This window comes from Oceanidesulfovibrio marinus, from assembly GCF_013085545.1.
Lineage (GTDB): Bacteria > Desulfobacterota > Desulfovibrionia > Desulfovibrionales > Desulfovibrionaceae > Oceanidesulfovibrio > Oceanidesulfovibrio marinus.
In genome coordinates, this window is record NZ_CP039543.1 from 1,081,330 (window position 1) to 1,106,885 (window position 25,556).

The following is a 25,556-nucleotide window of genomic DNA, read 5'->3' on the forward strand; positions in this document are numbered from 1 at the left end:
CACCAGCCGCTACTACCGCCTCCTGCGACAACGCCGGCAAACATCAAAGCACACAGTGCAAGACCAAGTACAAGTATGCATGTGCCAATATCTGCGTATCCTGTTTCACGACCATCCATTTCCATCCGCCTTGCTCCTGTTAATTGAGCTCTGGTTCCGCTTTTTGGCTATCCAACGGCGCCTTTCCCGGCCAACATGGCTCTCTATAGGAAACAGCGAAACGATACGGCAATACGTATCTGTTGGCAATTGAGCAAATATTCCAGCCGGCTCATGCGCCGAACAGCCGCTTTTGCAAATCGGCCAAAGTCTCCGGAACAATTACCCCTTGCTCGGACTTTTTGGACATGGGGCAGAAGATCGGCTTCCAGCCCAGACGCCGGGCCTGCTCCAGGCGGATGTCGTGGCCGGAAACCGGACGAATGCGGCCGTTGAGGTCCAGCTCGCCCCAGAACACCGCCGCTGGCGGCAGGGGCCGGTCATAGTAGGATGAGAGCACCGCGGCCACCAGGGCAAGGTCCATGCCGGGGTCCTGCATGCGCATGCCGCCTGCGGTCTTGGCATAGATGTCCCATTGGCCCAGGTTGACGGAAAGGCGCTTCTCCAGCACGGCCAGCAGGAGGTTCAGCCGGTTCACATCCACACCCAGGCCGGTGCGCCGCGGCATGGCCAGGTAGCTCTTGGCAGCCAGGGCCTGCACCTCCACGGCAAAGGGCCGGTTGCCCTCCACGGCCATGGCCAGGGCCGAGCCGGACAGGGAAGGATCGCGGTCCTCCAGGAACAGGGTCGACGGGTCCGTGACCTCGGCCAGCCCCTCGCGCTCCATGGAGAAGACGGCCAGCTCGCGGTCGGAGCCGAAACGGTTCTTAAGCACGCGCAGGATACGGTGGGTGTTCTGCTTGTCCCCCTCCATGGCCAGCACCGTGTCCACCATATGCTCCAGCAGCTTGGGCCCGGCAATGTGGCCCTCCTTGGTCACGTGGCCCACCAGGACGATGGCGAAACCGCGGACCTTGGCCAGCTCCAGGCACTCGGCGGCTACGGCGCGCACCTGCCCCACGCTGCCGGGCAGGCCGTCCGTCCGGGGCGAGGCCACGGTCTGCACGGAGTCGAGGATCACCAGCCGCTGCTCGCCGGACTCCAGCGCAGGCAAGGCGTCCTCCAGCCTGCTTGTGGCCAGCGCCTCCAGACCGGGCGACAAGGCGCCGAGCCGTTCGGCGCGGCCGCGAAGCTGCCCCAGGGACTCCTCGCCGGAGATGTAGAGCACGCCCTTGCCTGCCTTGGCCAGTGCGCCGGCAAGCTGGAGAAGCAAAGTGGATTTACCTACCCCGGGCGGACCACCCAGGAGCACGGCGGAGCCGGGGGCGAGGCCGCCGCCCAAAAGGCGGTCGAGACCTCCCAGGCCGGTGGGTTCCGGTTTGGAGATGTCGGGAGAGAGATCGCCCAGAACGACGGGCGCGCCGGGCAGACCGGAGCCGGGCGGCGGAGCCGGCCTCGGGGGCCTTCCGGAGCCGGAGGAAGTGGTACGAGTTCTGTCGACGGTTTCCGAGAGTGTGTTCCACTCCCGGCATGTGGGGCACTGTCCGCGCCATTGCGGCGTACGCGCGCCGCATGAGCTGCAGACGTACACCGTGCGCTCTTTCGCCAAGGCTTACGCCCCTTTATCTGTTTACTGCGCTTTATCGGCGGGCGGATCCTTGGCCTCGATGATCTTGACTCCGAACTCGGCCACATTCTGCGGCGGGTTGGCGAAGACCACGACAAACGGCACCTCGCCGCCGGAGGGGATATTCGTGTTGGAGGTGACGATACCGACCTTGTCCTGCAGCTCCTTGTCGATCTCTTCCATGGTCAGCATCTGGAGCTGGAACAGGGTGAGGGTGTTGCCGATGAGCTGCTTTTTGGTCACCACGGGGAGGCCATTGGCGTCGAACAGCGAGGCTTCGATCCGGATGAGCTCCTTGGGGGTCTTGAAGTTGTTGACCACGGACCCCTGGACCACGAAGAGCTCGCCAACCTTCTCGTTCTCCACGTAGTTCTGCTGGATGTCCTTGAGGGCGAGATCCTTGATGTCGGCCACGGGTGCGGGAGCCTCTGACGCGGGCTTCTGGCCGGCAGCCGGCTTTGGAGCCTTGGGCTGCGCTGGAGCAGGCGCACCGGGCGTCTCCACCAACGAGCCGATGAAGGGAATGGATTTCAAAAGGTCCGGCGCATAGAGATAGGCGATGACGCCGCCGGCAAAGAGCAGGAGAACGGCGAAAACGATGACGGAAGCAATCGGATTGCTCTTCTTCTTTTCCTTTCCCGGCTTCTCCTTCTTGATCTTCTTCTTGACCTTTTTCTTGGTCAGGGACTCTTTGGCGCGCTTCTCGTTCTGGGCGTCGATGTCGAAGAGGTCCTCGTCCACCCCGATGCGGGAGTCGGCCGCCTCGGCCGCCGCGGCAGCCTCCTCGATCTCACTGGCAGGTTCCTCACCCTCGCCACCATCGAGCTCCACAGCCAGATCCTCGGGCACCTCTTTCTTGCCGAAGATGTCCTCGAAGGAGTCTTCGCCCTCCTCCATGTCCACCTCGGCGGGCCCGAACTCCGTCGGGGCCTCGGCCCCCTCTTCCTCCTCACCTTCGAGGTCGCCGAAATCGATGGTCTCGCCGGCCTCTTCCTCTTCGCCAGCCAGATCGCCGAAGTCGATGGTGTCCTCACCTTCGCCGGCAAGATCGCCAAAGTCGACGGCTCCGCCGGGCTCCGAAGCCACGGAGGTCTCGTCCAGGTCATCCAGCCCCTCGATGCCGAGGTCGCCGAAATCGCCGAAGTCTATCTCCTCCTCGTCATTGAAGGACTGGGAGAAGACCTCCTCGTCGGTCGGAGGAATCTGCGCCTCGGGCTCTGGCTCGGGTTGCGGCTCGGGTTCCGGGACCGGCGGCTCGGCCGGCGCTTCCAGATCGGTGGGGCCGATCAGCGGAAACACGTGCTTGCAGACAGAACAGCGGACCTTGGCGCCTTCCTTGGCCTTATCGTCAGGAAGGTTATACTTGGTGGAGCAACTGGGGCATTGAACGATCATGGCCGGGCCGTCTCCAGGCTCTTGCGGATGCGATCTCGCGGGGTCTTACTCGGAAGGTTCGAGCACGTAGAGCGCATCCAGGTTTCTGTATTGTTCGGCGTAGTCCATACCATACCCTACAAGGAAGCCGCCCGGCAATTGAAAAGCGGCATATTCCACATGGATAGGAACACGGCGCCGTTCGTTCTTATCCACCAGTGCGCAAACCTCAAGGCTCGCCGGCTCCAGACCGGCAATATGGTCGAGCAGCGCGCGCATGGAAAGCCCGGTATCGACGATATCATCCACTATAAGCACATGTTTTCCACAGACCTCATCGCTCAGATCCGCGAGAAACTCTATGTTCCCGGAACTCTCCGTAGTTCCTCCATAGCTTGCAAGACGAATGAAATCAATGGTTGGGGATACAGGCAGCGCGCGCATAAGGTCGGCTGCGAAGATGAAGCCCCCCTTGAGAACGCAGATGATGTGCAGGCATTTGCCCTTGTAACGCTCGCCGATCTCCTGGCCGAGCTCTTCCACGCGCCGCCGGATGGTCTCCCTATCCACGACGGGCTTGAGTTGTGATTCTTTCATGATGGTTCGGGGCAGCCGGGCGAAACGCCGGCCCTTTGACCGCTCCAGCTCCTGCCGGAACGCCTGCGATTACAGTTCGATGAGCAAAGCCGTCTCATCGCAGTCCGGAAACTTCGCGCAATGAATACAGTCGGACCACACCTTCTGTGGCAGCTCGTTCTTGTCCACTTCCGTAAAGCCCAGGCTGTGGAAAAACTCCACCTGGTACGTCAGGGTGAAGACCTTGTAGAAGCCAAGCGTGACCGCCTCGGACAGGCACGCCTCCACGAGACGCTTGCCCCAGCCATGGCCGCGCATGTCCTCATCCACCATCAGGGAGCGGACCTCGGCGAAGTCCTTCCAGCAAAGCGAAAGCGCGCAGCACCCTTTGACCGGACCGTCTCCCTCCCGAGGGGCGATCACATAGTGGTCGCGCATGTGGCTGTAGAGGTCGGTAAACGCCCGCGGCAGCATCAGCCCTTCCTTGGCGCAGGCCATGACGCCCTTGTGGATGACCTCCACGTCCTGCACCCGCGCCTTGCGGATGTAAAACTCTTTGGTCGTCAGGCTCACTTGGGCAGATGCTCCTCAACGAGTTCCCGCACGTATCCGGGCCGGTAGCCCACCTGTGTGGTGATAAGCTTGCCGTCCGGCGCGTAGACCAGCACCATGGGTACGCCTTCCACGTTGAACAGCTTGGCTGCGGAAGATTCCGCCAGGTAGACAGGGTAGTTGAACCCGACCTCGTCGGACATGGCCTGCAGCGCGTCCCTGGTGTCGTCCACTGCCAGGCCCACTACCACGACATCTTCCTTCGGGTACTGCTTGCGCAGCTCGATAAGCTCCGGAATCTCCAGACGGCACGGGCCGCACCAGGATGCGAAGAAGTTGATGACCGTGACCTTGCCCTTGGACTCGCTGATGAGCTGGAGCACGTCCAGGTCGCTCATTTTCTGCAGAGAGGCGTAGGCCGGACGCAACCATATGGCGGCCAGGACAAGGGCGACAACAACGGCAACGCCCAGCCCCTTGAGATACGGGGCCGGGCGTGAAGATACGGATGTACGAAACAAGGTCATGATGGAGCAGCACTCCGCGGCGTTGACGTTTATACCGGCAAATTCAAAACAGCACCCACTACCTAGTGCCGAATACCGCGGAAGGCAAGGGGCTTCATGCCTTCTCGCGCGTTTCGCACAGCTTGCGCGCCTCGCGCACGGCGCCCACGGCGTCGTCGGCATAGCCGTCCGCGCCTATGGAATCCGCGTACTCGCGCGTCACCACTGCGCCGCCCAGCATGACCTTGGCGGACACGCCCTGCTCTTTCACCAGGTCCACGGTGTCCTGCATGCGCACCATGGTGGTGGTCATCAGGGCCGAGAGCCCGATGACGGCCGCGTTGCGCTTCTTGGCTTCGGCAACGATGGTCGCGGCAGGCACGTCCTTGCCCAGATCCACAACCTCGAAGCCGTAGTTGGAGAGCAGCAGGCAGACAATGTTCTTGCCGATGTCGTGGATGTCGCCTTCCACCGTAGCCATGATGATCACGGGCTTGACCTCGGCCTCGGCCTCCTCTTCCAGGAGCGGCTTGACCACGGCGAAGCCGGCCTGCATGGCCTCGGCGGCCAGCAGAAGCTGCGGCAGGAAGTACTCCTTGCGCTCATAGAGATCGCCGACAACGGTGATTCCAGGAATGAGCTTGCCGTTGACGATGTCGAAGGGCTTCTCGCCGTTCTCCAGCGCGGCATTCACCAGCTTGACTACGAGCTCCTTCTCGCCCTGGATGACGGCCATCTCCAGCTCACCCTCGGGCAGGCCCTCCATGGACGGCTTTTTTCTGGCGGGCGCACCCCCAGACGCAACGCCCGGCTTCCAGTCGGAGTAGTTCTCGATAAAGTTGGCTGCCTTGCGGTCGCGTCCCAGCAGCACCTCGGCCGAGGCGATGGCCTCGGAGAAACCGGGAGCGCCGGGATGCGCAATGGCCGAGGAGAGCCCTGCGCTCATGGCCATGGCCAGGAAGGTGGTGTTCACCAGCTCCCGCGCCGGCAGGCCAAAGGAGGTGTTGGAGAGCCCCAGCGTGGTGGGCAGGCCCAGTGTCTGCGTGATGTAGCGGATAGTCTCCAGACACTCGCGCGCGGCGTCCGGCTTGCTGGACACGGCCAGGGCCAGGGCGTCCACCATGATCAGCCGGCGCGGAATGCCGAGCGACTCCGCTTTTTCCAGGAGCTTTTCCAGGATTGCGATGCGATCCGCCGCGGCCACGGGCAGCTTCTTGCCCTGCAGCGGCAGCAGGATGAACGGCGCGCCGTAGCGCTTGCACAGCGGCCCCAGGGCCTCCATGCGGCCTTCCTCGCCGGAGATGGAGTTGATCAGGGCCGAGCCGGGATAGACCGCCAAGCCGGCTTCCAGGGCGTCGGGGTTGGAGGAGTCGAGACACAGGGGGACGGTGTGGCGCTCCACCAGGCGCAGCACCAGATCGGGCAGCAGCCTGGTTTCGTCCACCATGGGCGCGCCCACGTTCACGTCCAGAATCGGCGCACCGGCGTCGAGCTGCTGCTTGGCGTAGGTCATGGCCTGGGAGAACTCGCCGCGCTGCAGCTCCTCGGTGAGCACCTTTTTGCCAGTGGGGTTGATCCGTTCGCCAATGAGCGCGAAGGGGCCGCCCGCGGCAATGGGCACGGATACGGCGCGCGAGGTGAGCACCACGCCGCTCCAGCCGGTGTCCGGCACGGTGGGGGCCATATCCTCCACAGCCTTGACCACGGCGGCGATGTGATCGGGCGACGTGCCGCAGCATCCGCCCAGGAACTTGGCGCCCAGGGCGGGCAGCTTGGCCATCTTCTCGGCGTACTCGGCCGGCCCCATCTTGAAGACTGTCTCGCCGTCCTCCAGCACGGGCAGGCCGGCGTTGGGGCGCAATATAAGTGGCACAGAGAGCCGCGGCGCCATGACCTCGGCCAGCTCGGCAAGCTGGGCCGGTCCGGCGCTGCAGTTGACCATCACGGCGTCCACGCCCAGGTTCTGCGCGGTGTCGACGAATGTGAGCGGCGGCGTTCCGGTAAGGCTCACACCCTGCTCGAAGGTCATGGACAGGCACAGCGGCAGGTCGCAGACGTTGCGCGTGGCCACGGACACGGCGCGGACCTCGGCCAGATCGTAGTGGGTCTCGGCCACGATGAGGTCGGCCCCGCCGTCGGCAATGCCGCGAATCTGCTCTTCATACGCCTGGACCATTTCCAAAAAGTCCAGCTCTCCCAACGGCTTGACAAACTTGCCGGTGGGTCCCACGCTGCCCATCACCATGACGGGCCGGCCGGCCTTGTCCGCCACCTGGCGCGCCACCTGCACTTGGCTGAAGTTCACGGCGTGCACGTCGGCGTCGGCAGGCAGCTTGAAGCGCGTACCGCCGAAGGTGTTCGTGGTCAGGCCGCACGCGCCGGCGTCGACATAGGCCTGATGGATTGAGGCGGTGATGTCGGGCCGTTCCTGCCCGAAAAGCTCGGGGGAAACGCCAGAGGGCAGGCCGCGGGCCTGAAACATGGTGCCCATGGCTCCATCCAACACCACAACGCCTTGCGAATCTCGAAAGGTCGTAAATAGAGACACGAATTCTCCAAAGTTTGAGTATTCAAGAATACGGACCGTCTCAAGCGGCCTTCCGTCGGGGCTGGGGACCCCGTCGGGACATACCGGGGAAGAATTGACCTGAAAAAATGTACATGTACTGAAAATCGTTGAAAAGGACAAACAAAAACTATACCCTTTATTGTAGTGAGTATGATCTCAAGATATGGTAAGGACTTAACGCCGCTTCACCAGGAAGCGCGCATCCTTATAAGGACGCCATGACTGCCAAGACCAAGAAAAAGAACGCGAAGAAATCCGCCAAGGACGGCGCCGCGCAGGCCGAGGAGCAGGCACGGCAACAGGCCAAGGTGGAAGACGACGCGGAAATCGACGATGCCGAACCCGAGGATGTGGAGCTTGTCGACGACGAGCTGGACGATTCGGATATGGACGACGGCGAGCTGGACGACGATGAGGAAGAGAACCCCATCGCCAACCTGCCTTCGCTGGCCGACCTGAAGGACACCCGGCCCGTCACGCAGGACGCCCTGCGACTCTATCTGCGCGAGATAAGCCGCTTCCCCATGCTGGAGCCCGAGGAGGAGTTCGAGCTCGCCCGACGCGTGCGCGACGACAACGACACCCAGGCCGCCTTCCGGCTCGTCTCCTCGCACCTCCGCCTCGTGGTCAAGATCGCCATGGACTTCCAGCGTCGCTGGATGCAGAATGTGCTGGATCTTGTCCAGGAAGGCAACGTGGGCCTCATGCGCGCCGTACAGAAATTCGATCCCGAAAAAGGCATCAAGTTTTCCTACTACGCCGCCTTCTGGATCAAGGCGTACATTCTCAAATTCATCATGGACAACTGGAGGATGGTCAAGATAGGGACCACCCAGGCGCAGCGCAAGCTCTTCTACAATCTGAACAAGGAGCGCCGCCGGCTGCAGACCATGGGCTATGATCCGGACGCCGCCACGCTGTCCAAGAATCTCAACGTCACCGAGGAACAGGTGCAGGAGATGGAGCAGCGTCTGGGCTCCAACGACATGTCCCTGGACGTGACCCTGGGCGACGACTCCACGACAACGCGGCTCGACATCCTCCCGGCCATCGGCCCCACCATCGAGGACCGGCTGGCCACGGACGAGATTTCGAACGCGTTGCAGGAGCAGATCAGGTCCATCCTTCCACAGCTCAACGAGAAGGAACGCGACATTCTGGAGAAGCGGCTGCTGGCCGATCCACCGGTCACTTTGCGAGAGATCGGCGAGAAGTACGGCATCACGCGGGAACGCGTCCGGCAGCTGGAATCCCGCCTGTTGGAAAAGCTGCGCAACCACCTGACGCAGGAAATCGATGACTTTTCATCGGACTGGATCATACGCAACGACTAACCGCCGGCGCACTTCGGTCCTTTCCGGCCGCCCGGCTCAGATACATTGCCAATGACAAAATCCGCTCACCAGGGACGCCGCCCCAACGTCCCCCTTGTCCTCGCGCTTTCCCTTGTGCTCGCATCCGTGTGTCTCGCCGCCTGCCAGTCCAAGGGCAACGGCATGCGGGCCGACGACTGGGACCTCTCGCCGGAGGCCACGACCACGTACAACTACCTGCTGCTGCAGGATGCGAAACGTTCCCAGAACGCCACCCTGGGCCAATACGCCATCGACGAGCTGCTCACCCTGGACCCTTCGCCGGAAATCATCGCCGAGGCGGCTGATTTTTTCTGGAAATCCGGCAACTCCGAGGACACGCAGAAGATTCTCAGGCTCGGCATCCAGGAGTATCCCAAGAACATCGAGCTCCAGCTCATGCTCGCCCAGGTCTACCTTGCCGAGCAGCACTACGACGAGGCGCTCAAGACCTTGGAGGGGTATCTGGCCCAGAACCCCAAGGATGTGGAGATACGCCGCCAGCTTGCCGACCTGATGATGCGCAGCGGCCGCAATCTCGAGGCCATGGAGCTGCTGGAGACCATTCCCGCGGACAAGATGGACCCCGAGCTGAACTACCTCAAGGCGCGCACTCTGGGCGGCCTGAAGCGGTACAGCGAAGCCATCGGCATGCTCAAGAAGCTCGTTCAGGACGACCCCGAGTTCGTGGAGGCGTTGGCCGAGCTCGCCTACCTCTATGAGGAAACCGAAAACTACGAGCAGGCCGAGGAAGCGTACGCCAGGCTCAGCACCATGGGCGAGCCCTCGCGCGACCTCATCCTGCGGCTCGTGGAGATGAATCTCAAGCTGGAGCGCGTCAAACGCGCCAAGAAGTACGTGCTCGACGGCCCGCAGGAGCTCGGCTTCTACATTCCGGCCATCACCCAGTTCGTGGAGGCCAAGCAGTACGAGGCCGCGCGCGATCTGGCCAACGAGGTCCTGCGCAAGCACCCGGAGATGACCGAGGTGTACTTCACCCTCGCGCTCATCGAGTATGAAGGCTTCAAGGACATGGCGGCCACGGAAAAAGCGCTCACGAGCATCGGCAAAGACAACCGGTTCTATGAGCGCGCGCAGCGCTTCCGCATCCACCTGCTCAACGAGAGCGGGGACCTGGAAGGCGCCCTGAGGCTGGCTCGCGAGATGCGCGCCGAAAAGCCGGAAGCCACTGACTTCTGGCTCATGGAGGCCCGGCTGTTGGAGTCCATGGACCGCCTCGACGAGGCCCTGGCCCTGACCAGGCAGGCCGCCGAGAAGTGGCCCGATGACACGCAGGTGCTCTTCACCCTCGGTAGTCTGATGGACTCGGCCGGAGAAAAGGACGGCGCCATCGAGGTCATGGAAAAGATCATCGCCGTCGACCCGGAGCACGCCGACGCCCTGAACTACATCGGCTACACCCTGGCCGACCAGAACCGCGAGCTGGACCGCGCCTACGACCTGATCACCCAGGCCGCCGGCCTCAAGCCGGACAACGGCTACATCATCGACTCCCTGGCCTGGGTCTACTACCGCATGGGCAAGGTCGACAAAGCGTGGGAGCTGATCCAGGAAGCCATCTCCCTGGCCGGCGACGACGCCGTGATCTGGGAGCACTACGGCGACATCGCCCAGGCCAAGGGCAATCTGGACCAGGCCCGTGATGCGTACCGCAAGTCCCTGAACCTCCAGAAGAAGGACGCGGACAAGGAACGGCTCCGCGACAAGCTCTCCGACCTCTGATCACTTTGCAGCACCTGACGAGGCTCCATGCACACACGCATCATCCGTCCCAACCGCACCGTCTGCATGGCGCTTGTGCTCATGCTGGTGGCGGCGATATCGGCCTGCGCGCCCCAGAAGGGTCCGGCGCCTGAAGAAGGCGTCTCGCCCCAGATCCAGTTCTTCCGCCTGGCCCAGGCACGCTGGAAAGCATTCCAGACCGCCATCGAATCGCATCAGGAAGGCCCGGTCGACTTTAAGGCCACGGCCTCGCTCAACTACGCCTCCCCTTCCTCCAGCCACCGCGTGGTCATAGACTTCTACGGCTCCACGGCCCTGCCCCTGCGTCTGGACATGTCCGCCGGCATCGGCGCGTCCATCGCCCACTGGCGCGAGGATGCGCACGGCTTTGTCGCCTACGTGCCCAAGGAAGAGACTGCATACATCTTCCCGGACAGCAAGGAAGGCATGGCCGCCTTCGGCCTGCCCCTGCCCTACGGCCTGCAGGAGTTGGCCCAGCTCCTCACCGGCCGCTGGTCCGTGCTGGTGCCCGCGGAGTACGCCTCCGCCGTGGCCGAGGACAAGAACAAGCCGGAAGGCCCCATCCGCTATACCCTCAAAGGTCCTGAGGGCAGCTTTCAACTGACTCTGGACGAAGAGGCCCTTCCCACGGCATACACAGGGCCGGGGGCCGAGTCATGGGAGCTCACCTTTTCCAATGTGGAGAAGGGGCCGGCCGGTCTGACGCCCGGGCGCATCCGCATGGTCCGTTCGCCGCAGGAGAAAGCCGTGCTTTTCCTCAAGGATCTCACCCTGCTCGACGAACCGTGGCCGGAAAATGCCCTGGATCTGGAGCTGCCGCCCGGCACGCAGACCAGACGATTTGCCGCAGCACCCTAGGCTTCCCCCGCTGGCTGTTACTCTGCCGCGCATGCATGCGCGGGCTGACATAATTTGACCACGAACCTGACCAAGGAGCGGCAATGGACTACGTCTGTCTGGCCAACATCGTCTACCTGGGATCGGACCACGCCGGGTATTCTCTGAAGAAGGAAATCATCGACAACCTCGACGCTCTCAAAGTGAAGTACGAGGACCTGGGCACCCACACCACTGAAAGCTGCGACTACCCGGACTTTGCCGCAGCCGTGAGCAAGGCAGTGAACGGCAAGGACGACGCCCTCGGCATCCTCATCTGCGGCACCGGCCAGGGCATGGCCATGACGGCCAACCGCATGCCCGGCACCCGCGCGGCCGTGTGCACCAACGAGTTCGCCGCCCGCATGGCCCGCGCCCACAACGACGCGAACATCCTCTGCATGGGCGAGCGCATCGTGGGTCCCGGCCTGGCCGGCTCCATTGTCCAGGCCTTCCTTTCCACGGCTTTTGAAGGTGGCCGGCACCTCCGCCGCATCCAACGCATCGACGCCCTCGCGGCGAACGAGTCCTAGGGGGCCTGCCATGATAATGGAGGCTCCGGACCGCAACCTCGCTCTCGATCTCGTCCGCGTCACCGAAGCGGCCGCCCTGGCCTCTGCCCGCTGGTTGGGCCGAGGCGACAAGAACTCCGGCGACCAGGCCGCCGTGGACGCCATGCGCGTCTCCTTCGACTCGCTCCACATCAAGGGCTCCATCGTTATCGGCGAAGGTGAAAAGGATGAGGCGCCCATGCTCTTCAACGGCGAGTCCGTGGGCACGGGCGAAGGCCCCATGGTGGACGTGGCCGTGGACCCCGTGGAGGGCACGCGCCTGCTGGCCTATGGCCGGCCCAACGCCATCTGCGTGGTGGGCCTGGCCCCGCGCGGCACCATGTACGTGCCGCCGGAGAGCTACTACATGCAAAAGCTCGTGCTCCCGGCCGAAGCGGCCGAGGCCGCCGACCTGGACGCACCCATCGGCGAGACCCTGAGGAAAGCGGCCAAGTGCCTGGGCAAGGACGTGGACGACCTCGTGGTCTTTGTGCTGGACAAGCCACGCCACGAGGATATCGTCAAGGAAATCCGCGCGGCCGGCGCGCGCATCCAGCTCCATACCGACGGCGACGTCATGGGCTCGCTCATGGCTGTGGACCCCCGCTCCGAGGTGGACGTCATGATCGGCACCGGCGGCACGCCCGAAGGTGTGCTCTCGGCCTGCGCCATCCGCGGCACCGGCGGTCGCATGCTTTGCCGGCTCGATCCCCAGTCCGACGCCGAAAAGCAAAGGCTGCTCGACGCCGGCGTGGATCTTTCCGAAATCCTTACTGAAAAAACCCTGGTCCGCGACGAGAACGTCTTCTTCGCCTGCACCGGCATCTCCAGCGGAACATTCATCAAGGGCGTTCGCTACCAGGGACGCGGCGCCACCACGCAGTCCCTGGTCATTCGAGGCAAGACAGGCACGGTCCGCTACATCGAATCCCTGCACAACTGGGACAAACTCATGCGCATCAGCGCGGTGAAATACGACTAGCACCATGCACGAAGCAGTCATCCAAGCCTTCCGGTCATACCTGGACACCCCGGCCACGGAGCACGCCCTGCTCCTGACCGGTCGCTGGGGCAGTGGCAAGACGTTCCTCTGGCGGAACCATCTGGAACCCGCCGCCAGGGACGCCGGCCGGCCCGCAGCCTACGTCTCCCTGTACTCCTGCAACAGCCTGGAGGACATCACCGTCCAGCTCTACCTGGGGCTTGTGGAGGCCCCGGCCGAGGACTCGGTGCCGGGATTCCTGCGCGCCGTGTCCGGCACGGCCTCCTTTGCCCTCGCCTTCTTCCGCGAGGAGTACGGCCCGGTGCTGCCCGAAGCCTCCAAGGCAAAAGCCCGCGAGACCACGGTCAAGAACCTGGTGATCTGCTTCGATGATCTGGAACGCTCCACCATCCCCGTGGAGAAGCTCCTGGGCTACGTGAACGAGCTCACGGAGCGCCATCACTGCAAGGCGATTATCCTCTGCAATGAAGAGGAGATGCGCGAAAAGGACAGTTACGAGAAGTTCAAGGAGAAGACCGTTGGCCGGGCCATCGCCGTACAGGTGGACTACCCGGAGGTCGTGGCCAGCATCATCGGCCAGTTTGCGGAGTCCCAGGCCTACCACAAGTTCCTGCAGGACCACACCGAGACCATCGCGCAGATCTTCGAGCACTCCGGTACGCGCAACATCCGCCTCGCCCGGCTCGGCCTCTCCTGGATGCACATCATCTACGCCGAGCTCAAGGCCCTCGGCACCTTCCACACCATCATCTACGGTGCCAAGCTGCTCAAGATCGTCATGGCCTGCTGCTTCGAGCAGATGTCCCACCTCGTGGCGCGCGACGACGTGCTCGGCGACATCTTTGCCGACCGCGGCCACATCGCCTCCCTGGAGCACGACGCCAACCTCTCCGGCCCCAACGCCTACATCGCGGAGTTCCTGCGGCGCTACTACGGCGGCGACGGTTCGGACTTCTTCGCCCCGCCCTTCCTGCTGGAGTTCATGCACGACGGCACGCTGGACCGCGAACGCATGCGCGAGGAGCTGCCACTGCCCAAGGTCACCGACCCCATCCAGGAGTCCGTGAACCTCTTCCTCTCGCAGGACTACCTGGGCCTGGACGACGAAACCTTCGAGAAGCACCTCTCCAACGTGCGCCTGGCCCTGGAGCGCGGCCGCATCGGCTCCCTGCGGGAGTACGCGCGGCTCTTCGTGGTCTTCTTCTACTGCCGGGAGGACTTCAAGCTGGTGGACAACCTGGTGGCCGCCTTCCAGGACTCCATGAAGCTCGCCGTGGAGAACGGCTCCCTGCGCTTCGAACCCACGCGCGTCACCCTGCCTATCATCGTAGACGGCCGGCTGCCCGTGGACCTGGAGCGGTTCAAAGAAAGCATGGACGAGGTAGAGAAGGCCCTGGCCAAACGCCACCACGACGAAATGGCTGCCGAGTTCTACGAGTTGCTCAGTACCGAGCCCGATGCCATCGGTGCGTTCATCGACAAATGCGCGGTCGAGGACAGGCGCCTTGCCGCCGAGTTCTTCGCCCACCTGGACGCGTCCAGGACGGCGGCGGCCATGCGGGATCTCTCCAACGAGCAGCTCTACGGGCTGAAAACCTTCCTGCGCAAACGCTACGCCGCGGCCGACTCGGTCATCAGGAAACGCCACGAGACCGAGGCGCACTTCTTCGGCGCGCTGCTGGAGCAGCTCTCCCAGGAAGTGGGCAGCGCCAAACCCTCACTGCGCCGCCACCTGCTGCGGCAGGTGATGGTGGAGGTGAAACAGGTCAGGGCGAAGATGGGGTAGGAAGGAAGAATACACTATAGTTCATCTTTACAGCGGCTTATTACTGGATACTCGAATGGACAACAAAGCTCGCGCATTCTCAATCAAAATATTTCTCCCTCAAGGTGATCCTGAAGGCTTACGAATCATCGAAAAATCAAACTGGACAGGACTCGGATTCGCCTTCAACCGCGCCACATTTGAGATTGCTCGACAGCGACAAGAGATGGCGAAGACCGGCGTTTACGTACTTGTAGGCAGCGGAGAAAGCAGCAGCCTGCCTGTTATATACGTGGGCGAGGGAGATCCTATCAAGCCGCGCCTTGAAAGCCATTACGCACAAAAGGATTTCTGGAACTGGGCTGTATTTTTCGTCTCTAAGGACGGGAGTCTGAACAAAGCCCATGTAAAATATCTCGAACACCGACTCGTCGACTTGGCCAGTAAGGCCAAGCAGGTCAGTTTGGATAATGGGAACTCACCCCAGGCGCCCACTCTCTCGGAGGCTGAATTAGCCGACTGCGAAAGTTTTTTAGAGGACATGCGTTCCATTTTTCCACTCCTAGGCCTCTCAGCCTTTGAACTGCCACAAGTAAAACCCAAGTCCCGACACCTTCTCTCAATTAACTCCAAGGGCGTACACGCAGAGGGCTTCGAAGCCAGCCAGGGGTTTGTAGTGCGCAAGGGCTCTCATGCCGTTGTTGAAGAGGTCCCTTCTATACATCAATATGGAACATCGTTGCGCTCGGATCTGGTGGAAAAGGAAGTATTATCGCTAGAAGGGAATCACTATACATTTACCCAAGATTACACCTTCAAGTCTCCGAGCACAGCAGCTATAGTTGTATTAGGACGTAGCGCCAACGGTCGCACTGAATGGAGAGACAAAAATGGGAAAACATTAAAGGAAATCCAAGAGGAAACAACGAGGAATTAATTCTCACCCATTACAGTATAGAAGTGCATAATTAGATACCAATTCTGTGCAACAACAAATCATGTAAACAGCAGAACGCGGGCATATATCCGCCGTCGCATCATCTTTTAACACCGTCCCTTTCTCCCTACGCCAGCCGTCCCTACCCTCGGGCAACTATACTTTAAAAACCGGGTATTTTTCCGCCACTCCATAGAACATACCCAAAAAGCAGGCTATATTTTCCCGCGTACGGAGGGGAATGCGGCCGCGGTGCGTGCCGCTTGCTCAAGCCCCATCCGTGCACTCGGCGTATCCCCACGCCGATAGCTGCAGCGATGTGACTCAGCATGACGCAGGCCGATTCGTACACAGGGTCGAGGTGCCACGTGAGTACAAACCGCGAGCTGACGTCGTATCTCAAGGGGATTGCCATTCTCTGCGTTGTGAGCGGACATTTCTCGCAACGTTTTATGCCCGCGGAGCTGCCCACCTACGGCAATCATCTCATCGCCGTCTTCTTTCTCTTGAGCGGCTTCGGCCTGTACCACTCGCTCAAGAAAAGCGACGCATCATGCGAACCACTGTTCCAGTTCTACCTGAAGCGATTCCTGCGGATCTTCCCACTCTACTGGGTCAGCTTTTTCATCGATCTGGGATTCGACAGCTCTGCGACGTTCAGCCGCGACATGGTCTATGACTTTTTCCTGATCAACTTTACAGACCCGCCGCGCGTCTGGTTTCTCCACGCGCTGATACCCTGCTACGTCTTTGCGCCGGCTGTCTATAATCTGATTCGGAAGTACGGGCTCAGGTCACTCTACATCTTCATCGGTGTATTCACGGCGCTCAACATCATCATGCCGGCCATGGATGCGCCCGACGTCCGCTGCTGGATCTACAGAGACATCTACTTCTCGGAGTACTTCCTGTTCTGCGTGGGCATGCTCTTTCCTTTGCTGAAAGAAGCCGTCATGCCTTCGCAGAACCGCATCTATCTGGCGCTGCTCTTTATCGTCATGATGATATCCGCAGCACTGACCACAGAGATCAATTACTTTCCAGACGTACAGCTCGACATAAAAACCGCGATCTCGATCATCTTCATCTTCACGACCACAGCCTTTGTCTACCTCTTCATCTTCAACAGCACGCTTACGCTGCCGTTCAAGAAAACTCTCTGTAGAATTGGCGCCTACACCTACTCGATCTATCTGTTTGAAGGCATGTTTGCGACCGCGCTCTACGATTTCAACATCATCTCCGGGAAATACTTAGTCAACGGCCTGATCTTCGCCGTATTCTTCCCGCTGTTCTTCATGTTCTGCGTCTTTATCGAGAACCTCTCTTCCAATGGCTACATCCTTGCCAGAAGAGTTTTCATAAGCCGGCCCGCAGTCAGCATCCAGAAGTAGCATCGCCCTCTAGCATCTTCCGCGGCGGATATGCATCACACCAGCAATGCTCTCCGCCGCGAATTGCATGATTCCCGGCGCTACGCCGTCAGAGACCGCGCCAGCTCCTTTGCTTTTTCCTCGACATCCGCCGGCACCCGGGAGGGGTGGCTCTGGCACTGCGCGTACAGCTCCCCGGCCTTCTCCACCATCAGGAAGCCGGCAAGCCGGTCAAAGGTCGTGAACATGGCCTCGGCGTTGTCCTCATAGGTGCTGCCGCCTGTGGCGATGAGGCCGATGCGCTTGTCCTGCATCAGCGAAATCTGATTGGGCTGCAGGTAGTTGGCCACCAGGGCGTACGTACGGTCGATCAGCAGTTTCATCTGCGCCGTGAACGACCAGAAATACAGCGGCGACGCGAACAGCACTGCGTCGGCGGCGATCATCTTCCCCAGAATGACGTTCGCATCATCATTCTGCACGCAGGCGATCTCATCCGGATGCTTGCGGCATTTGGCGCAGCCCATACATCCGCTGATGTTCGCGTTGGCCAACTCCACCCGCTCCACTTCGTGCCCCAGGGCCCGCAACTCGTCTTCCGTCCAGCCCAACACCGTTGCCGTGTTGCCCTTCTTCTTGGCGCTCCCCAGGAGCGTGACAATCTTCATATCTAAATCTCCTTTATTGATATAATTGAAAATTTATATCCGAGGGCTCTGCCCTCGGGCACCCGCAAGGGACCACTGGCCCCTTGACCCCGTTCTGGTGGGAGCGTGAGAGCGAAGCCCTCGCAAAGATCATGTTTTTACATGCTCTCGACGAACATGCGTACGCCGTCTTCGAGCATCTGCACAGACAGGAGGATGAGGATCAGGCCCATGAGCCGTTCGGCGGCGCGCATGCCGCGTTTACCGAGCAGGCGCGAGAGCTGCGGCATGAGCAGCATGATCGCGGCTGTACCGAGCCAGGCAAGGCCCAGCCCGCCCAGTGCGGTCCAGACCCCATCGTCCCGGTGCGCGTACAGCATGACGGCGGCAAGCAGCGAGGGTCCGGCGATGAACGGCACGGCGATGGGCACAATGAAGGGATCGCTTGCCGCGGGGTCCAGCGCTTCCTCGCCTTCGTTCGGCGGCGGGAAGACCATCCGCAGGGAGATGATGAACAGAATGACGCCACCGGCCACACGCAGCGTGGAGGGATCAATATTCAAGAAGCCCAGCAGCTTGTCGCCAAGAAAAGCGAAGAAAACCGCGATGAGCAGCGCAAAGACCAGCTCGCGCAGGATGATCTTCTGCTGGGTCTTGGGCGGAAACCGCTTGAGCAGCGCCAGAGCCATGGGCCCGTTGCCGATGGGGTCCATGATGAGGAACAGCGGGGCCGCGATCTCAAAAATGGAAACGCCGCTCATGCGCGCGCCCCGGCTGCGTGTCGAACGTCCTGGGTCATCTATAATCCTGAGTAATGCTCAAATGTTGGTGCAATACGACGAGTCCATTGGCCGAGCACGGGGACTGGTGGGGCGAACCTGGAGACAGAAGTGCAGTGCAAAGGTCTGACATAAGGCCAATGCCGTCGCGCCCCAAGTACGCGTGGTCCGGGAACTGCCGCCCCGGCGCTACTCCGAGCTCTGGCCGCCCAGATCCTGGGGCGAGCACACGGCCTGCTCCTCCGGGGTGGCCGCCTCATCGCAGGAGAAGGGCTGGCGGACCACGATCTGCTCACCCCGCAAGGGGCACCAGCTGGGCCGGGCCTTCATCACATCCGCGGGGATGGGCCGGAAATCGATAACGGAGACGGAACAGAACCCCTGCTTTTCCTGATACGAGCAAAAGGGACACTCAGTGCACGACTTGATGATGCGTATCATGAGCCAATTCCTTGTACGCGTTGGCAAGATTGTGACGACATCGACCTTGTCTATCATGGGGCCACAGCCAAGACAAAAGGGAAAAATCGCGCTCCGACCGGGCCGCTTCTCTGCAAAACCCCTTTGAATTTGCCCGGCCAAGCTTGTATGAATGGTTACGTTATTCCCACTCACACTCAAGGAGCTGTCATGGACAATTACGATACCCACTACTGGGGCCTGCGCCTGGACGACTGCGAAAAGGCGCTGACCAAGAACAACTTCGAGGTCTTTCGCGCCGACAACGCAGCCGACGCCGGCCGCCTCGTGCTCGAAACGATTCTGCCCGCCACCGGCGCCAAGACCCTTTCCTGGGGCGGCTCCGTTACCCTGGGCGCTCTGGGCATCCCCGATGCGGTGAAGAACGATTCGCAGTATGAGGCGCTCGACCCGTATCCCAAAAACGCTTCGCCTGAAGAAATGATCGCCATCCGCCGCCAGGCTTTGCAGGTGGACTGCTACATGCTGAGCGCCAACGCCGTGACCCTCACCGGCAAGCTCGTGAACCTGGATATGGTCGGCAACCGCGTGGGCGCGCTCACCTTCGGCCCCAAGAACGTCATCGTCATCGCCGGCCGCAACAAGCTCGTGGCCGACATCGAAGACGCCCTCTTCCGCGTGAAGGACCGCGCCGCCCCGCCCAACGCCATGCGCCTGGACAAGAAGACGCCCTGCACCAAGACCGGCTTCTGCGAGGACTGTAGCAGCCCGGACCGCATCTGTAACACCTGGACGATCACCGAAAAGTCCTTCCCGAAAAAGCGCATCAAAGTCGTTCTGGTCAACGAGGACCTGGGGCTGTAGCCATGACCGACGTTCGCTCACAATGCAGCGAGCCCGCGCCGGAGCTCCTCACCCGGGCCGTGGCGCACTTCAACAACCGCGAGTTCTTTGCCACCCACGACGTGCTGGAAACCCTGTGGCTGCTGGAAAAAGGTCCGGTGCGCAACCTGTACAAAGGCATCATCATGATCGCCGGCGGCATGCACCACAACCAGCGCGGCAAGCGTACCGGCTGCCTTTCCCTGCTGCAGAAAGGCGCCGATTACGTGGCCCCCTACCTGCCCTCGTGCATGGGGCTCGACCTGGAACGCCTCGTTGCCGACGCCCGCGCCGCCCTCGCCTGGGTTACCGAACGCCAAGGCTGCGCCCCCGTGCCCGACGAGCTCATCCCGGTCATCCACCCTGTGTAGAAAAAAAGAAGGCGAGAGGGACACCTTTTGAAAAAAGGGTTTCCCTCTCGCGCTCTCCCTTCCTAAATTTTTTGGCTGAGATTTTGTTCCATCCCTCTTTCTAAGACCTTCAGTTCCCAGCTAAAAGTCTTTGGAAAGGGGGCGCGGGGCCAAAGTTGCGCACCCCTTTCTCCAGAAAGGTTTGCCCCCGCTCACTGAACTTATTCTTCCTAGAACCCGAACTGCGTGTACTCTTTATCCCGTCTGTTGATGGCCTGGACAATGCGGTAGCTGCCTTTGGTGTGGCCTTCCTCGATGGCGCGGCGTCCCAGGCCCACACATTTGTCGCAGGCGTCCAGGGGGATGTCGACGCACAGGGACAGGGGGTTGGACGTGGACCAGACCTCGGTCTTCACGGTGCCGGAGCAGTCCGGGCAGATGACCGCGCTTTCGATCTGGCTTTCGCGGATGCCGTCCGTATCGTAGAACACGTCCTTCATGCGGGTGAACCACTGACCGGTCACGTCGCCGTCGCGTGGTGTGGACGGCGGGTTGAAGTAGCGATCGCGGACGTCGTCGCAGATGCGTTTGATGGAGTCCATGGAGCGCACGTCCTGGCGCAGCTTTTCCGGGTGGTACTCCGGCTCGGAGACCTTGGAGTAGTCCACCCCGGCCATGGCCAGGCAGATGCCCAAGTTGACGTAGGGCAGCGCGCCCTGGATGGCGTAGCCGCCTTCGAGCACGGCGATGTCCGGCTTGAGCCGCTCGTTGAGGTGGGCGTAGCCCTGGGCCGAGAAGTTCATGTTGGTGATGGGATCGGTGAAGTGGTTGTCCTGGCCGGCGGAGTTGATGATGATGTCCGGCTTGAAGTCGTCCAGGATGGGCAGCACGAGCTCGTCGATCACGTAAAGGAAGCCTTCATCCGCGGTGCGCGGCGGCAGCGGCACGTTCAGGGTCTTGCCCAGGGCATTGGGGCCGCCCAGCTCGTCCGGGAAGCCGGAGCCGGGGTACAGGGTGCGGCCGTCCTGGTGCAGGGAGATGAACAGCGTGTTGCGGTCGTGCCAGTAGATGTCCTGGGTGCCGTCGCCGTGGTGGCAGTCGGTATCCACAATGGCCACGCGCTTCTGGCCGTAGTTCTCGCGAATCCACTCGATCATCACGGCTTCGATGTTGATGTTGCAGAACCCACGGTTGCCCTCCACGATCTTCATGGCGTGGTGTCCGGGCGGCCGCACCAGGGCGAAGGCGCGGTCGGCCTCCTTTTCCATGATGAGCCGTCCGGCGCGGATGGCGCCGCCGGCCGAGATCATGTGCGACTTGGTGGCCACGGTCTCCACGCTGGGCAGGCAGAAGTGCACGCGCTCCACGTCCCGCCGCGTGGCGACCTCGGGCTTGTACTCGGTGATTCCCTCGATGTCGAAAATGCCCTCTTCGCTGAGCTGGTCCTGCGTGTAGAGGAGCCGTTCCTCCCGCTCCGGGTGCGTGGGCTCAATGGCCCAGTCGAACGCCGGGAAGAAGATGACGCCGAGCTTGTTCTTGGCTTCGAGCATGGTATGTCCTTCTATAGAATCCGGCCGTGGCCGGATGATCAGTCCAGAATGCCGGGCCGGAGCTGCGCCTTGACCCGGATGTTGCGGAACGCCCCACCGAAGAGATCCACCATATTGAAGGCGTTCGATTCCACAATCTCCACATCGTCCTTGAGCTCCCGCGTTCCGGGCAGGCCCATCTCGTCCAGATACGCCACCATCAGCCGCTTGAGGTCCGTCTCGGCGGCCTGCTGGTTGTAGTTTCTGGGAATGGGGTGCTCGATGGAGAGCGAGGGCACGTGCAGGAGCTCCTTCTGCGTATCGGCGAAGAGCTCCAGCTCGGCCGTAGTCCGTGTGAGCGCGGCACCGATGGCGTTGGCCACCTGGAAGTTCGGCGGCGTCTCCACGCGCATCTTCAGGGCCTCCTTGAGCAGCGGCTGGAACGCCGCGGCAGGGCCGCCCATGACGAACGCCTTCCTGGGCTCGATCTGCGGTCCCTGGAGCAGCTCGTAGATGGTGTACACGGGCCGCTCGTTGAGCATGTTCACCATATCGCGGCTTTCTTCCACAATGGTGTTCACGGCGAAGTCCACGGCCTGGCGGGCCAGCTTGTCCGGGTACATGTCCCAGAGCCGGGCGAGCCGTTCGATGCCCCGCTCCGAGGCGTGGCGGTCGCGGAAGTCGGCCAGCTTGAGGTAGTTCATGGCGTCGATGAGCGTGGGGCTCTCGCCGCCCTGGGCCATGCTCGGGCCTTCGCGCTCCGGTCCCACGCGGACCATGCCGCTACGCGTGATGATGATCTTGGAGTCGCCGCCGATGCCGATGGAACGTGTCTTGAGCGCGCGCACCAGCGTCGGGTAGGAGCCTACCTCAATGCCGCGTGGTTCCAGCACCGGAGCGCCGCCGGCGAACACTGCGATGTCTGTGGTGGTGCCGCCGATGTCCAGGATCAGCGCGTCCTCGTGGATGTCGCACAGCGCCACGATGCCCATGACGCTGGCCGCCGGGCCGGAGAGGATGGACTCCACCGGGAACTGGCGGGAACGCGCCAACGGCATGGTGCCGCCGTCAGCCTTGAGCACGTGGATGGAGGCCTCCAGGCCGTACTCGTCCACGGTCTGGGCAATAGCGTCGGCAAAGGTGTTGTAGAGCCGCCAGACAGCAGCGTTGTAGTACGCCGTGGCGATGCGGCGGGGGAAGTTGAGCATGCCGGAGACGCGGTGGCCCATGGTCACGTGGTCCGAGTCCGTCTCCACGGCCTTGAGCATGGCGATTTCGTGGGCCGGGTTGCGCACCGAGAACTTGCTGACCACGGCGTGCACGCGCATGCCCAGCTCGCGGAACATCTGCACCGCGTCGCTCATTTCCTTGTCGTTCAACGGCTTGACTTCGAAGCCGCGGTGGTCCAGCGAGCCGTCGATGACCACATAGCCGCGGCCGATGTGGTAGTTTTCCGGATCGATGCCCGGGCCGGCGGAGACGAGCACGCCGGTCTCTTCGGTTTTGTTCTCCACAATGGCGTTGGTGGAGAGCGTGGTGGACAGGGCAATGCGCTCGATGCGGTCTTTCTTCACCTGGGAGAGGACGTCCTCCATGGCCGCTCGCACGGAAACCAGCAGGTTGTCGTGGTCTGTGACGACCTTGGCGAAGGCGCGCACGTTGCGGCGGTCCAGAACCACCGCGTCCGTATGCGTTCCGCCTACGTCTATTCCGAGGTACATGGCGTATTCCTTTGCGAAATCAAAGTGGAAGCAAGAGATATGGCGGCCTCAAGGCTGCCGGTGGAGGCCGTGTGCTTGCCCACCAGGTCGTACCCGGTGCCGTGGTCCACGGAGGTGCGCACAAAGGGCAGCCCCAGGGTCACGTTCACGGCCTCGTGGAAGTGCATCAGCTTGAGCGGTCCCAGACCCTGGTCGTGATACATGGCGACCACGGCCGCGAACTCGCCATGTAGGGCGCGATGGAAAACTGTATCCGCAGGGTACGGACCAAAGGCGTCGATGCCGCGGGCCTGGGCCTCGGCAATGGCCGGGGCGATGATCTCGATCTCCTCCGTGCCGATGGAGCCGGACTCCCCGGCGTGGGGGTTGAGCCCGCAGACGGCGATGTCGCGGCTGCCCTCCTCCAGGCCCAAAGCCCGGAGAAAGCCGTCGGTGTGCGTCAGGCAGCGCAGCACACGTTCAAACGTCACCAGCCGGGGCACGTCGGCCAGACGCGGATGCGTGGTCACAAGGCTCACACGCAGCTTGTCACCGCACAGATGCATGGTTACTTCATCCGGTTTGAGGCCGGCTGCCTGGGCCAGGAACTCCGTATGGCCGGGAAAATCGAACCCGGCGGCCTGGAGCATGGCCTTGTTCAGAGGCAGCGTGACCACGGCGCCGGCCTTGCCGGAAAGCAGGGGGTCGCACGCGGCGGCCAAGCTCACGCCAGCTGCGCGTCCGCCCTCGGGCGAGGCAACACCGGGTTCCGGGCTGAACCCACGCAGCGGCTCCGGTTCAAACAAATAGACGCCGGGACCGAGGGTGTCGATGTGGTCGAGGGAACCGATAGGCGCCCAGAACGGTTTGCGGTTGCCCAGGTGCGATTCCAGCGATGACGCCGGTCCGACCAGCACCCAGGAGACATTATCTATGCCGGGCGCGGCGGCTCCCGCGTCCGGATCCAGCAGACGGCATACCAGCTCGGGCCCCAGGCCGTTGGGGTCGCCAAGCGTTATGCACAATGGTTGTTGCATATCCTCTATCCTTCAGGCGGCGCGCTCCGATGCGACACGCAACGGATAATAGCCACCGTACATTGGGATATCAGAGGCATAGGGACTCTGCAATGATGAGGAGGACAATTGCTATGAATCCAAACGGACGGCTCAGGAAACGAGCCTGAAACGCACATGGTTGGATTGGCCTCGGCGCATATCGCCGAAACCGAATCCCGGAAGAGGCTTGGCACGTGGGTGATTCTGACTGCGGCGCTACGCCGCCCGGCCGATTTTCACCTTGTGCAGCAGGCGCGAGCACAACCACCAGCCGAAAGCCACGCCCGAGGCGTTGGCCAACATGTCGAACACGGAGAACGATCGCTGCGGCACCAGCATCTGACAGAACTCGAGCGCAATGCCCAGGCCCAGCGCAATCCACGCCCGAGTCCAGGCGCGGTTTCTGGGCCAGGCCATATAGGCCAGCCCGCTCAGCCAGGAGTAGGCGATGAAGTGGGCGATCTTGTCGCTGTCCGGGATGGAGGACGGCGGCGAGGCATTGGGCAGCAGGGACAGCGCCACGACCAGACCCACCGAGAGAAGCCAGCCGATGCGCAGTATTTGTGATTGGAGCATGGTTGGGGGCTACCGCGTTCCGCCGGCCATGTCGAGAGGGGGAGCTTGCAAAATGTCACTAAAACAGGCAAGTATTCGGTCCTTCATGATGTTCGTGGATCATTCAATATGACTATAGACAATGCCGCCATTCAAATCTTGACCAAGGACGAGGTCAACGCCCTGCCGTTGCGCCGTTACGAAGGACCTGTGGAGTTAGTCCACACGGCCAGACAGCTGGACGCCGCCCTTTCGGAGCTGGAGTCCGAAGGACTTCTCGGTTTCGACACGGAAAAACGCCCCTGCTTCAAAAAAGGCCACGTGGAACCGACCGCCCTGCTCCAGCTGGCTACAGCCGAGAAGGTCTACATCTTCCAGCTCCTGAGCCTGGACCTGACCGCCGAGCTGGCTGCGGTCCTGGCCGATCCGCAGATCACCAAGACCGGGATAGCCGTGCGCGACGACGTGCGCGACCTCAAGGCCAGGCGCGAGTTCGAGGACGCCGGATTCATAGACCTGGCGGATGTAGCGCGCCGCCACGAGATGGAAACCCTGGGCCTGCGCAACCTTGTGGCCGCCTTCCTGGGCTTCCGGCTCTCCAAAAAGGAGCGCTGCTCCAACTGGGCGCGCCAGACCCTCACCCCGCAGCAGATCGCCTACGCCGCCACGGACGCCTGGGCCAGCCGGGAGCTCTACCTGGCCATGGAGCGCGCCGGGCTCGATCCTGCCGTCAACACTCTCTGACGCGGCCGCTCCACCCCTCGCCCGGCGT

Annotated in this window: 24 protein-coding genes; 11 read left to right on the forward strand and 13 right to left on the reverse strand. The window is 62.0% G+C overall.

What is annotated here, in order from left to right:
- Positions 1-271: 271 nt before the first annotated feature.
- From radA to E8L03_RS04865, 6 genes are all read right to left on the reverse strand, one after another.
- Positions 272-1,648 (reverse strand): DNA repair protein RadA, encoded by a 1,377-nt coding sequence (radA, locus tag E8L03_RS04840; protein ID WP_144234740.1) that lies wholly within the window; start codon positions 1,646-1,648, stop codon positions 272-274.
- A gap of 21 nt (positions 1,649-1,669) precedes the next feature.
- On the reverse strand, positions 1,670-3,061 hold the full coding sequence (locus tag E8L03_RS20880) for a DUF3426 domain-containing protein (RefSeq protein ID WP_216367943.1): 1,392 nt from the start codon (positions 3,059-3,061) through the stop codon (positions 1,670-1,672).
- Between the two features lie 45 nt (positions 3,062-3,106).
- Entirely contained in the window at positions 3,107-3,637 is a 531-nt protein-coding gene (gene hpt, locus E8L03_RS04850) for a hypoxanthine phosphoribosyltransferase (RefSeq protein ID WP_144234741.1), read from the reverse strand.
- Positions 3,638-3,706: 69 nt separating this feature from the next.
- Positions 3,707-4,114: an N-acetyltransferase gene (locus E8L03_RS04855; protein WP_235896553.1), complete on the reverse strand. Its 408-nt coding sequence runs from the start codon at positions 4,112-4,114 to the stop codon at positions 3,707-3,709.
- A gap of 71 nt (positions 4,115-4,185) precedes the next feature.
- Entirely contained in the window at positions 4,186-4,695 is a 510-nt protein-coding gene (locus tag E8L03_RS04860; RefSeq protein ID WP_167512383.1) for a TlpA family protein disulfide reductase, read from the reverse strand.
- A 94-nt stretch (positions 4,696-4,789) separates the two neighbouring features.
- A complete protein-coding gene (locus E8L03_RS04865; protein WP_171266713.1) occupies positions 4,790-7,165 on the reverse strand; it encodes a homocysteine S-methyltransferase family protein in 2,376 nt (791 codons plus the stop codon).
- 296 nt (positions 7,166-7,461) lie between these two features.
- Between E8L03_RS04865 and E8L03_RS04870 the strand changes: the two genes are divergently transcribed.
- From E8L03_RS04870 to E8L03_RS04905, 8 genes are all read left to right on the forward strand, one after another.
- A complete protein-coding gene (locus E8L03_RS04870) occupies positions 7,462-8,577 on the forward strand; it encodes a sigma-70 family RNA polymerase sigma factor (protein WP_144234745.1) in 1,116 nt (371 codons plus the stop codon).
- A 51-nt stretch (positions 8,578-8,628) separates the two neighbouring features.
- A complete protein-coding gene (locus E8L03_RS04875; protein ID WP_171266714.1) occupies positions 8,629-10,338 on the forward strand; it encodes a tetratricopeptide repeat protein in 1,710 nt (569 codons plus the stop codon).
- A gap of 27 nt (positions 10,339-10,365) precedes the next feature.
- On the forward strand, positions 10,366-11,217 hold the full coding sequence (locus E8L03_RS04880; protein WP_171266715.1) for a hypothetical protein: 852 nt from the start codon (positions 10,366-10,368) through the stop codon (positions 11,215-11,217).
- Positions 11,218-11,315: 98 nt separating this feature from the next.
- Positions 11,316-11,768: a ribose 5-phosphate isomerase B gene (rpiB, locus tag E8L03_RS04885; protein WP_208738212.1), complete on the forward strand. Its 453-nt coding sequence runs from the start codon at positions 11,316-11,318 to the stop codon at positions 11,766-11,768.
- A gap of 16 nt (positions 11,769-11,784) precedes the next feature.
- Positions 11,785-12,768 carry a class II fructose-bisphosphatase gene (glpX, locus tag E8L03_RS04890; protein ID WP_144234829.1) on the forward strand — a complete coding sequence of 328 codons (984 nt, stop codon included), beginning with the start codon at positions 11,785-11,787 and terminating at the stop codon, positions 12,766-12,768.
- Between the two features lie 4 nt (positions 12,769-12,772).
- A complete protein-coding gene (locus tag E8L03_RS04895; RefSeq protein WP_171266716.1) occupies positions 12,773-14,575 on the forward strand; it encodes an ATP-binding protein in 1,803 nt (600 codons plus the stop codon).
- Positions 14,576-14,630: 55 nt separating this feature from the next.
- On the forward strand, positions 14,631-15,491 hold the full coding sequence (locus E8L03_RS04900) for a GIY-YIG nuclease family protein (RefSeq protein ID WP_171266717.1): 861 nt from the start codon (positions 14,631-14,633) through the stop codon (positions 15,489-15,491).
- A 368-nt stretch (positions 15,492-15,859) separates the two neighbouring features.
- Positions 15,860-16,885: an acyltransferase family protein gene (locus E8L03_RS04905; RefSeq protein ID WP_171266718.1), complete on the forward strand. Its 1,026-nt coding sequence runs from the start codon at positions 15,860-15,862 to the stop codon at positions 16,883-16,885.
- Between the two features lie 80 nt (positions 16,886-16,965).
- Here E8L03_RS04905 and E8L03_RS04910 read toward each other — a convergent pair whose 3' ends face one another.
- The 3 genes from E8L03_RS04910 to E8L03_RS04920 all read right to left on the reverse strand — a co-directional run bounded on the left by E8L03_RS04910 (position 16,966) and on the right by E8L03_RS04920 (position 18,731).
- A complete protein-coding gene (locus tag E8L03_RS04910; protein WP_171266719.1) occupies positions 16,966-17,532 on the reverse strand; it encodes a flavodoxin family protein in 567 nt (188 codons plus the stop codon).
- A 137-nt stretch (positions 17,533-17,669) separates the two neighbouring features.
- Positions 17,670-18,272, reverse strand: a complete 603-nt coding sequence (locus E8L03_RS04915) for a MarC family protein (RefSeq protein ID WP_144234753.1) — start codon at positions 18,270-18,272, stop codon at positions 17,670-17,672.
- A 207-nt stretch (positions 18,273-18,479) separates the two neighbouring features.
- Positions 18,480-18,731 carry a hypothetical protein gene (locus tag E8L03_RS04920; protein WP_171266720.1) on the reverse strand — a complete coding sequence of 84 codons (252 nt, stop codon included), beginning with the start codon at positions 18,729-18,731 and terminating at the stop codon, positions 18,480-18,482.
- 189 nt (positions 18,732-18,920) lie between these two features.
- Here E8L03_RS04920 and E8L03_RS04925 point away from each other — a divergent pair, with 189 nt between their 5' ends.
- On the forward strand, positions 18,921-19,574 hold the full coding sequence (locus E8L03_RS04925; protein WP_171266721.1) for a lactate utilization protein: 654 nt from the start codon (positions 18,921-18,923) through the stop codon (positions 19,572-19,574).
- A gap of 2 nt (positions 19,575-19,576) precedes the next feature.
- Entirely contained in the window at positions 19,577-19,963 is a 387-nt protein-coding gene (locus E8L03_RS04930) for a DUF309 domain-containing protein (RefSeq protein WP_144234756.1), read from the forward strand.
- Positions 19,964-20,172: 209 nt separating this feature from the next.
- Here E8L03_RS04930 and E8L03_RS04935 read toward each other — a convergent pair whose 3' ends face one another.
- The 4 genes from E8L03_RS04935 to E8L03_RS04950 form a co-directional block, all read right to left on the reverse strand.
- The gene (locus E8L03_RS04935) at positions 20,173-21,492 is read right to left on the reverse strand and encodes a histone deacetylase family protein (RefSeq protein WP_144234757.1); all 1,320 of its coding nucleotides are present in this window, start codon (positions 21,490-21,492) and stop codon (positions 20,173-20,175) included.
- A 38-nt stretch (positions 21,493-21,530) separates the two neighbouring features.
- Positions 21,531-23,192 carry a hydantoinase/oxoprolinase family protein gene (locus tag E8L03_RS04940; protein ID WP_144234758.1) on the reverse strand — a complete coding sequence of 554 codons (1,662 nt, stop codon included), beginning with the start codon at positions 23,190-23,192 and terminating at the stop codon, positions 21,531-21,533.
- Positions 23,177-24,208, reverse strand: a complete 1,032-nt coding sequence (pdxA, locus tag E8L03_RS04945) for a 4-hydroxythreonine-4-phosphate dehydrogenase PdxA (RefSeq protein ID WP_171266722.1) — start codon at positions 24,206-24,208, stop codon at positions 23,177-23,179. The genes E8L03_RS04940 and pdxA overlap by 16 nt, the downstream gene beginning before the upstream one ends.
- A gap of 237 nt (positions 24,209-24,445) precedes the next feature.
- On the reverse strand, positions 24,446-24,805 hold the full coding sequence (locus tag E8L03_RS04950; protein WP_144234760.1) for a VanZ family protein: 360 nt from the start codon (positions 24,803-24,805) through the stop codon (positions 24,446-24,448).
- A gap of 108 nt (positions 24,806-24,913) precedes the next feature.
- Between E8L03_RS04950 and E8L03_RS04955 the strand changes: the two genes are divergently transcribed.
- On the forward strand, positions 24,914-25,528 hold the full coding sequence (locus E8L03_RS04955; RefSeq protein ID WP_144234761.1) for a 3'-5' exonuclease: 615 nt from the start codon (positions 24,914-24,916) through the stop codon (positions 25,526-25,528).
- Positions 25,529-25,556 lie beyond the last annotated feature (28 nt).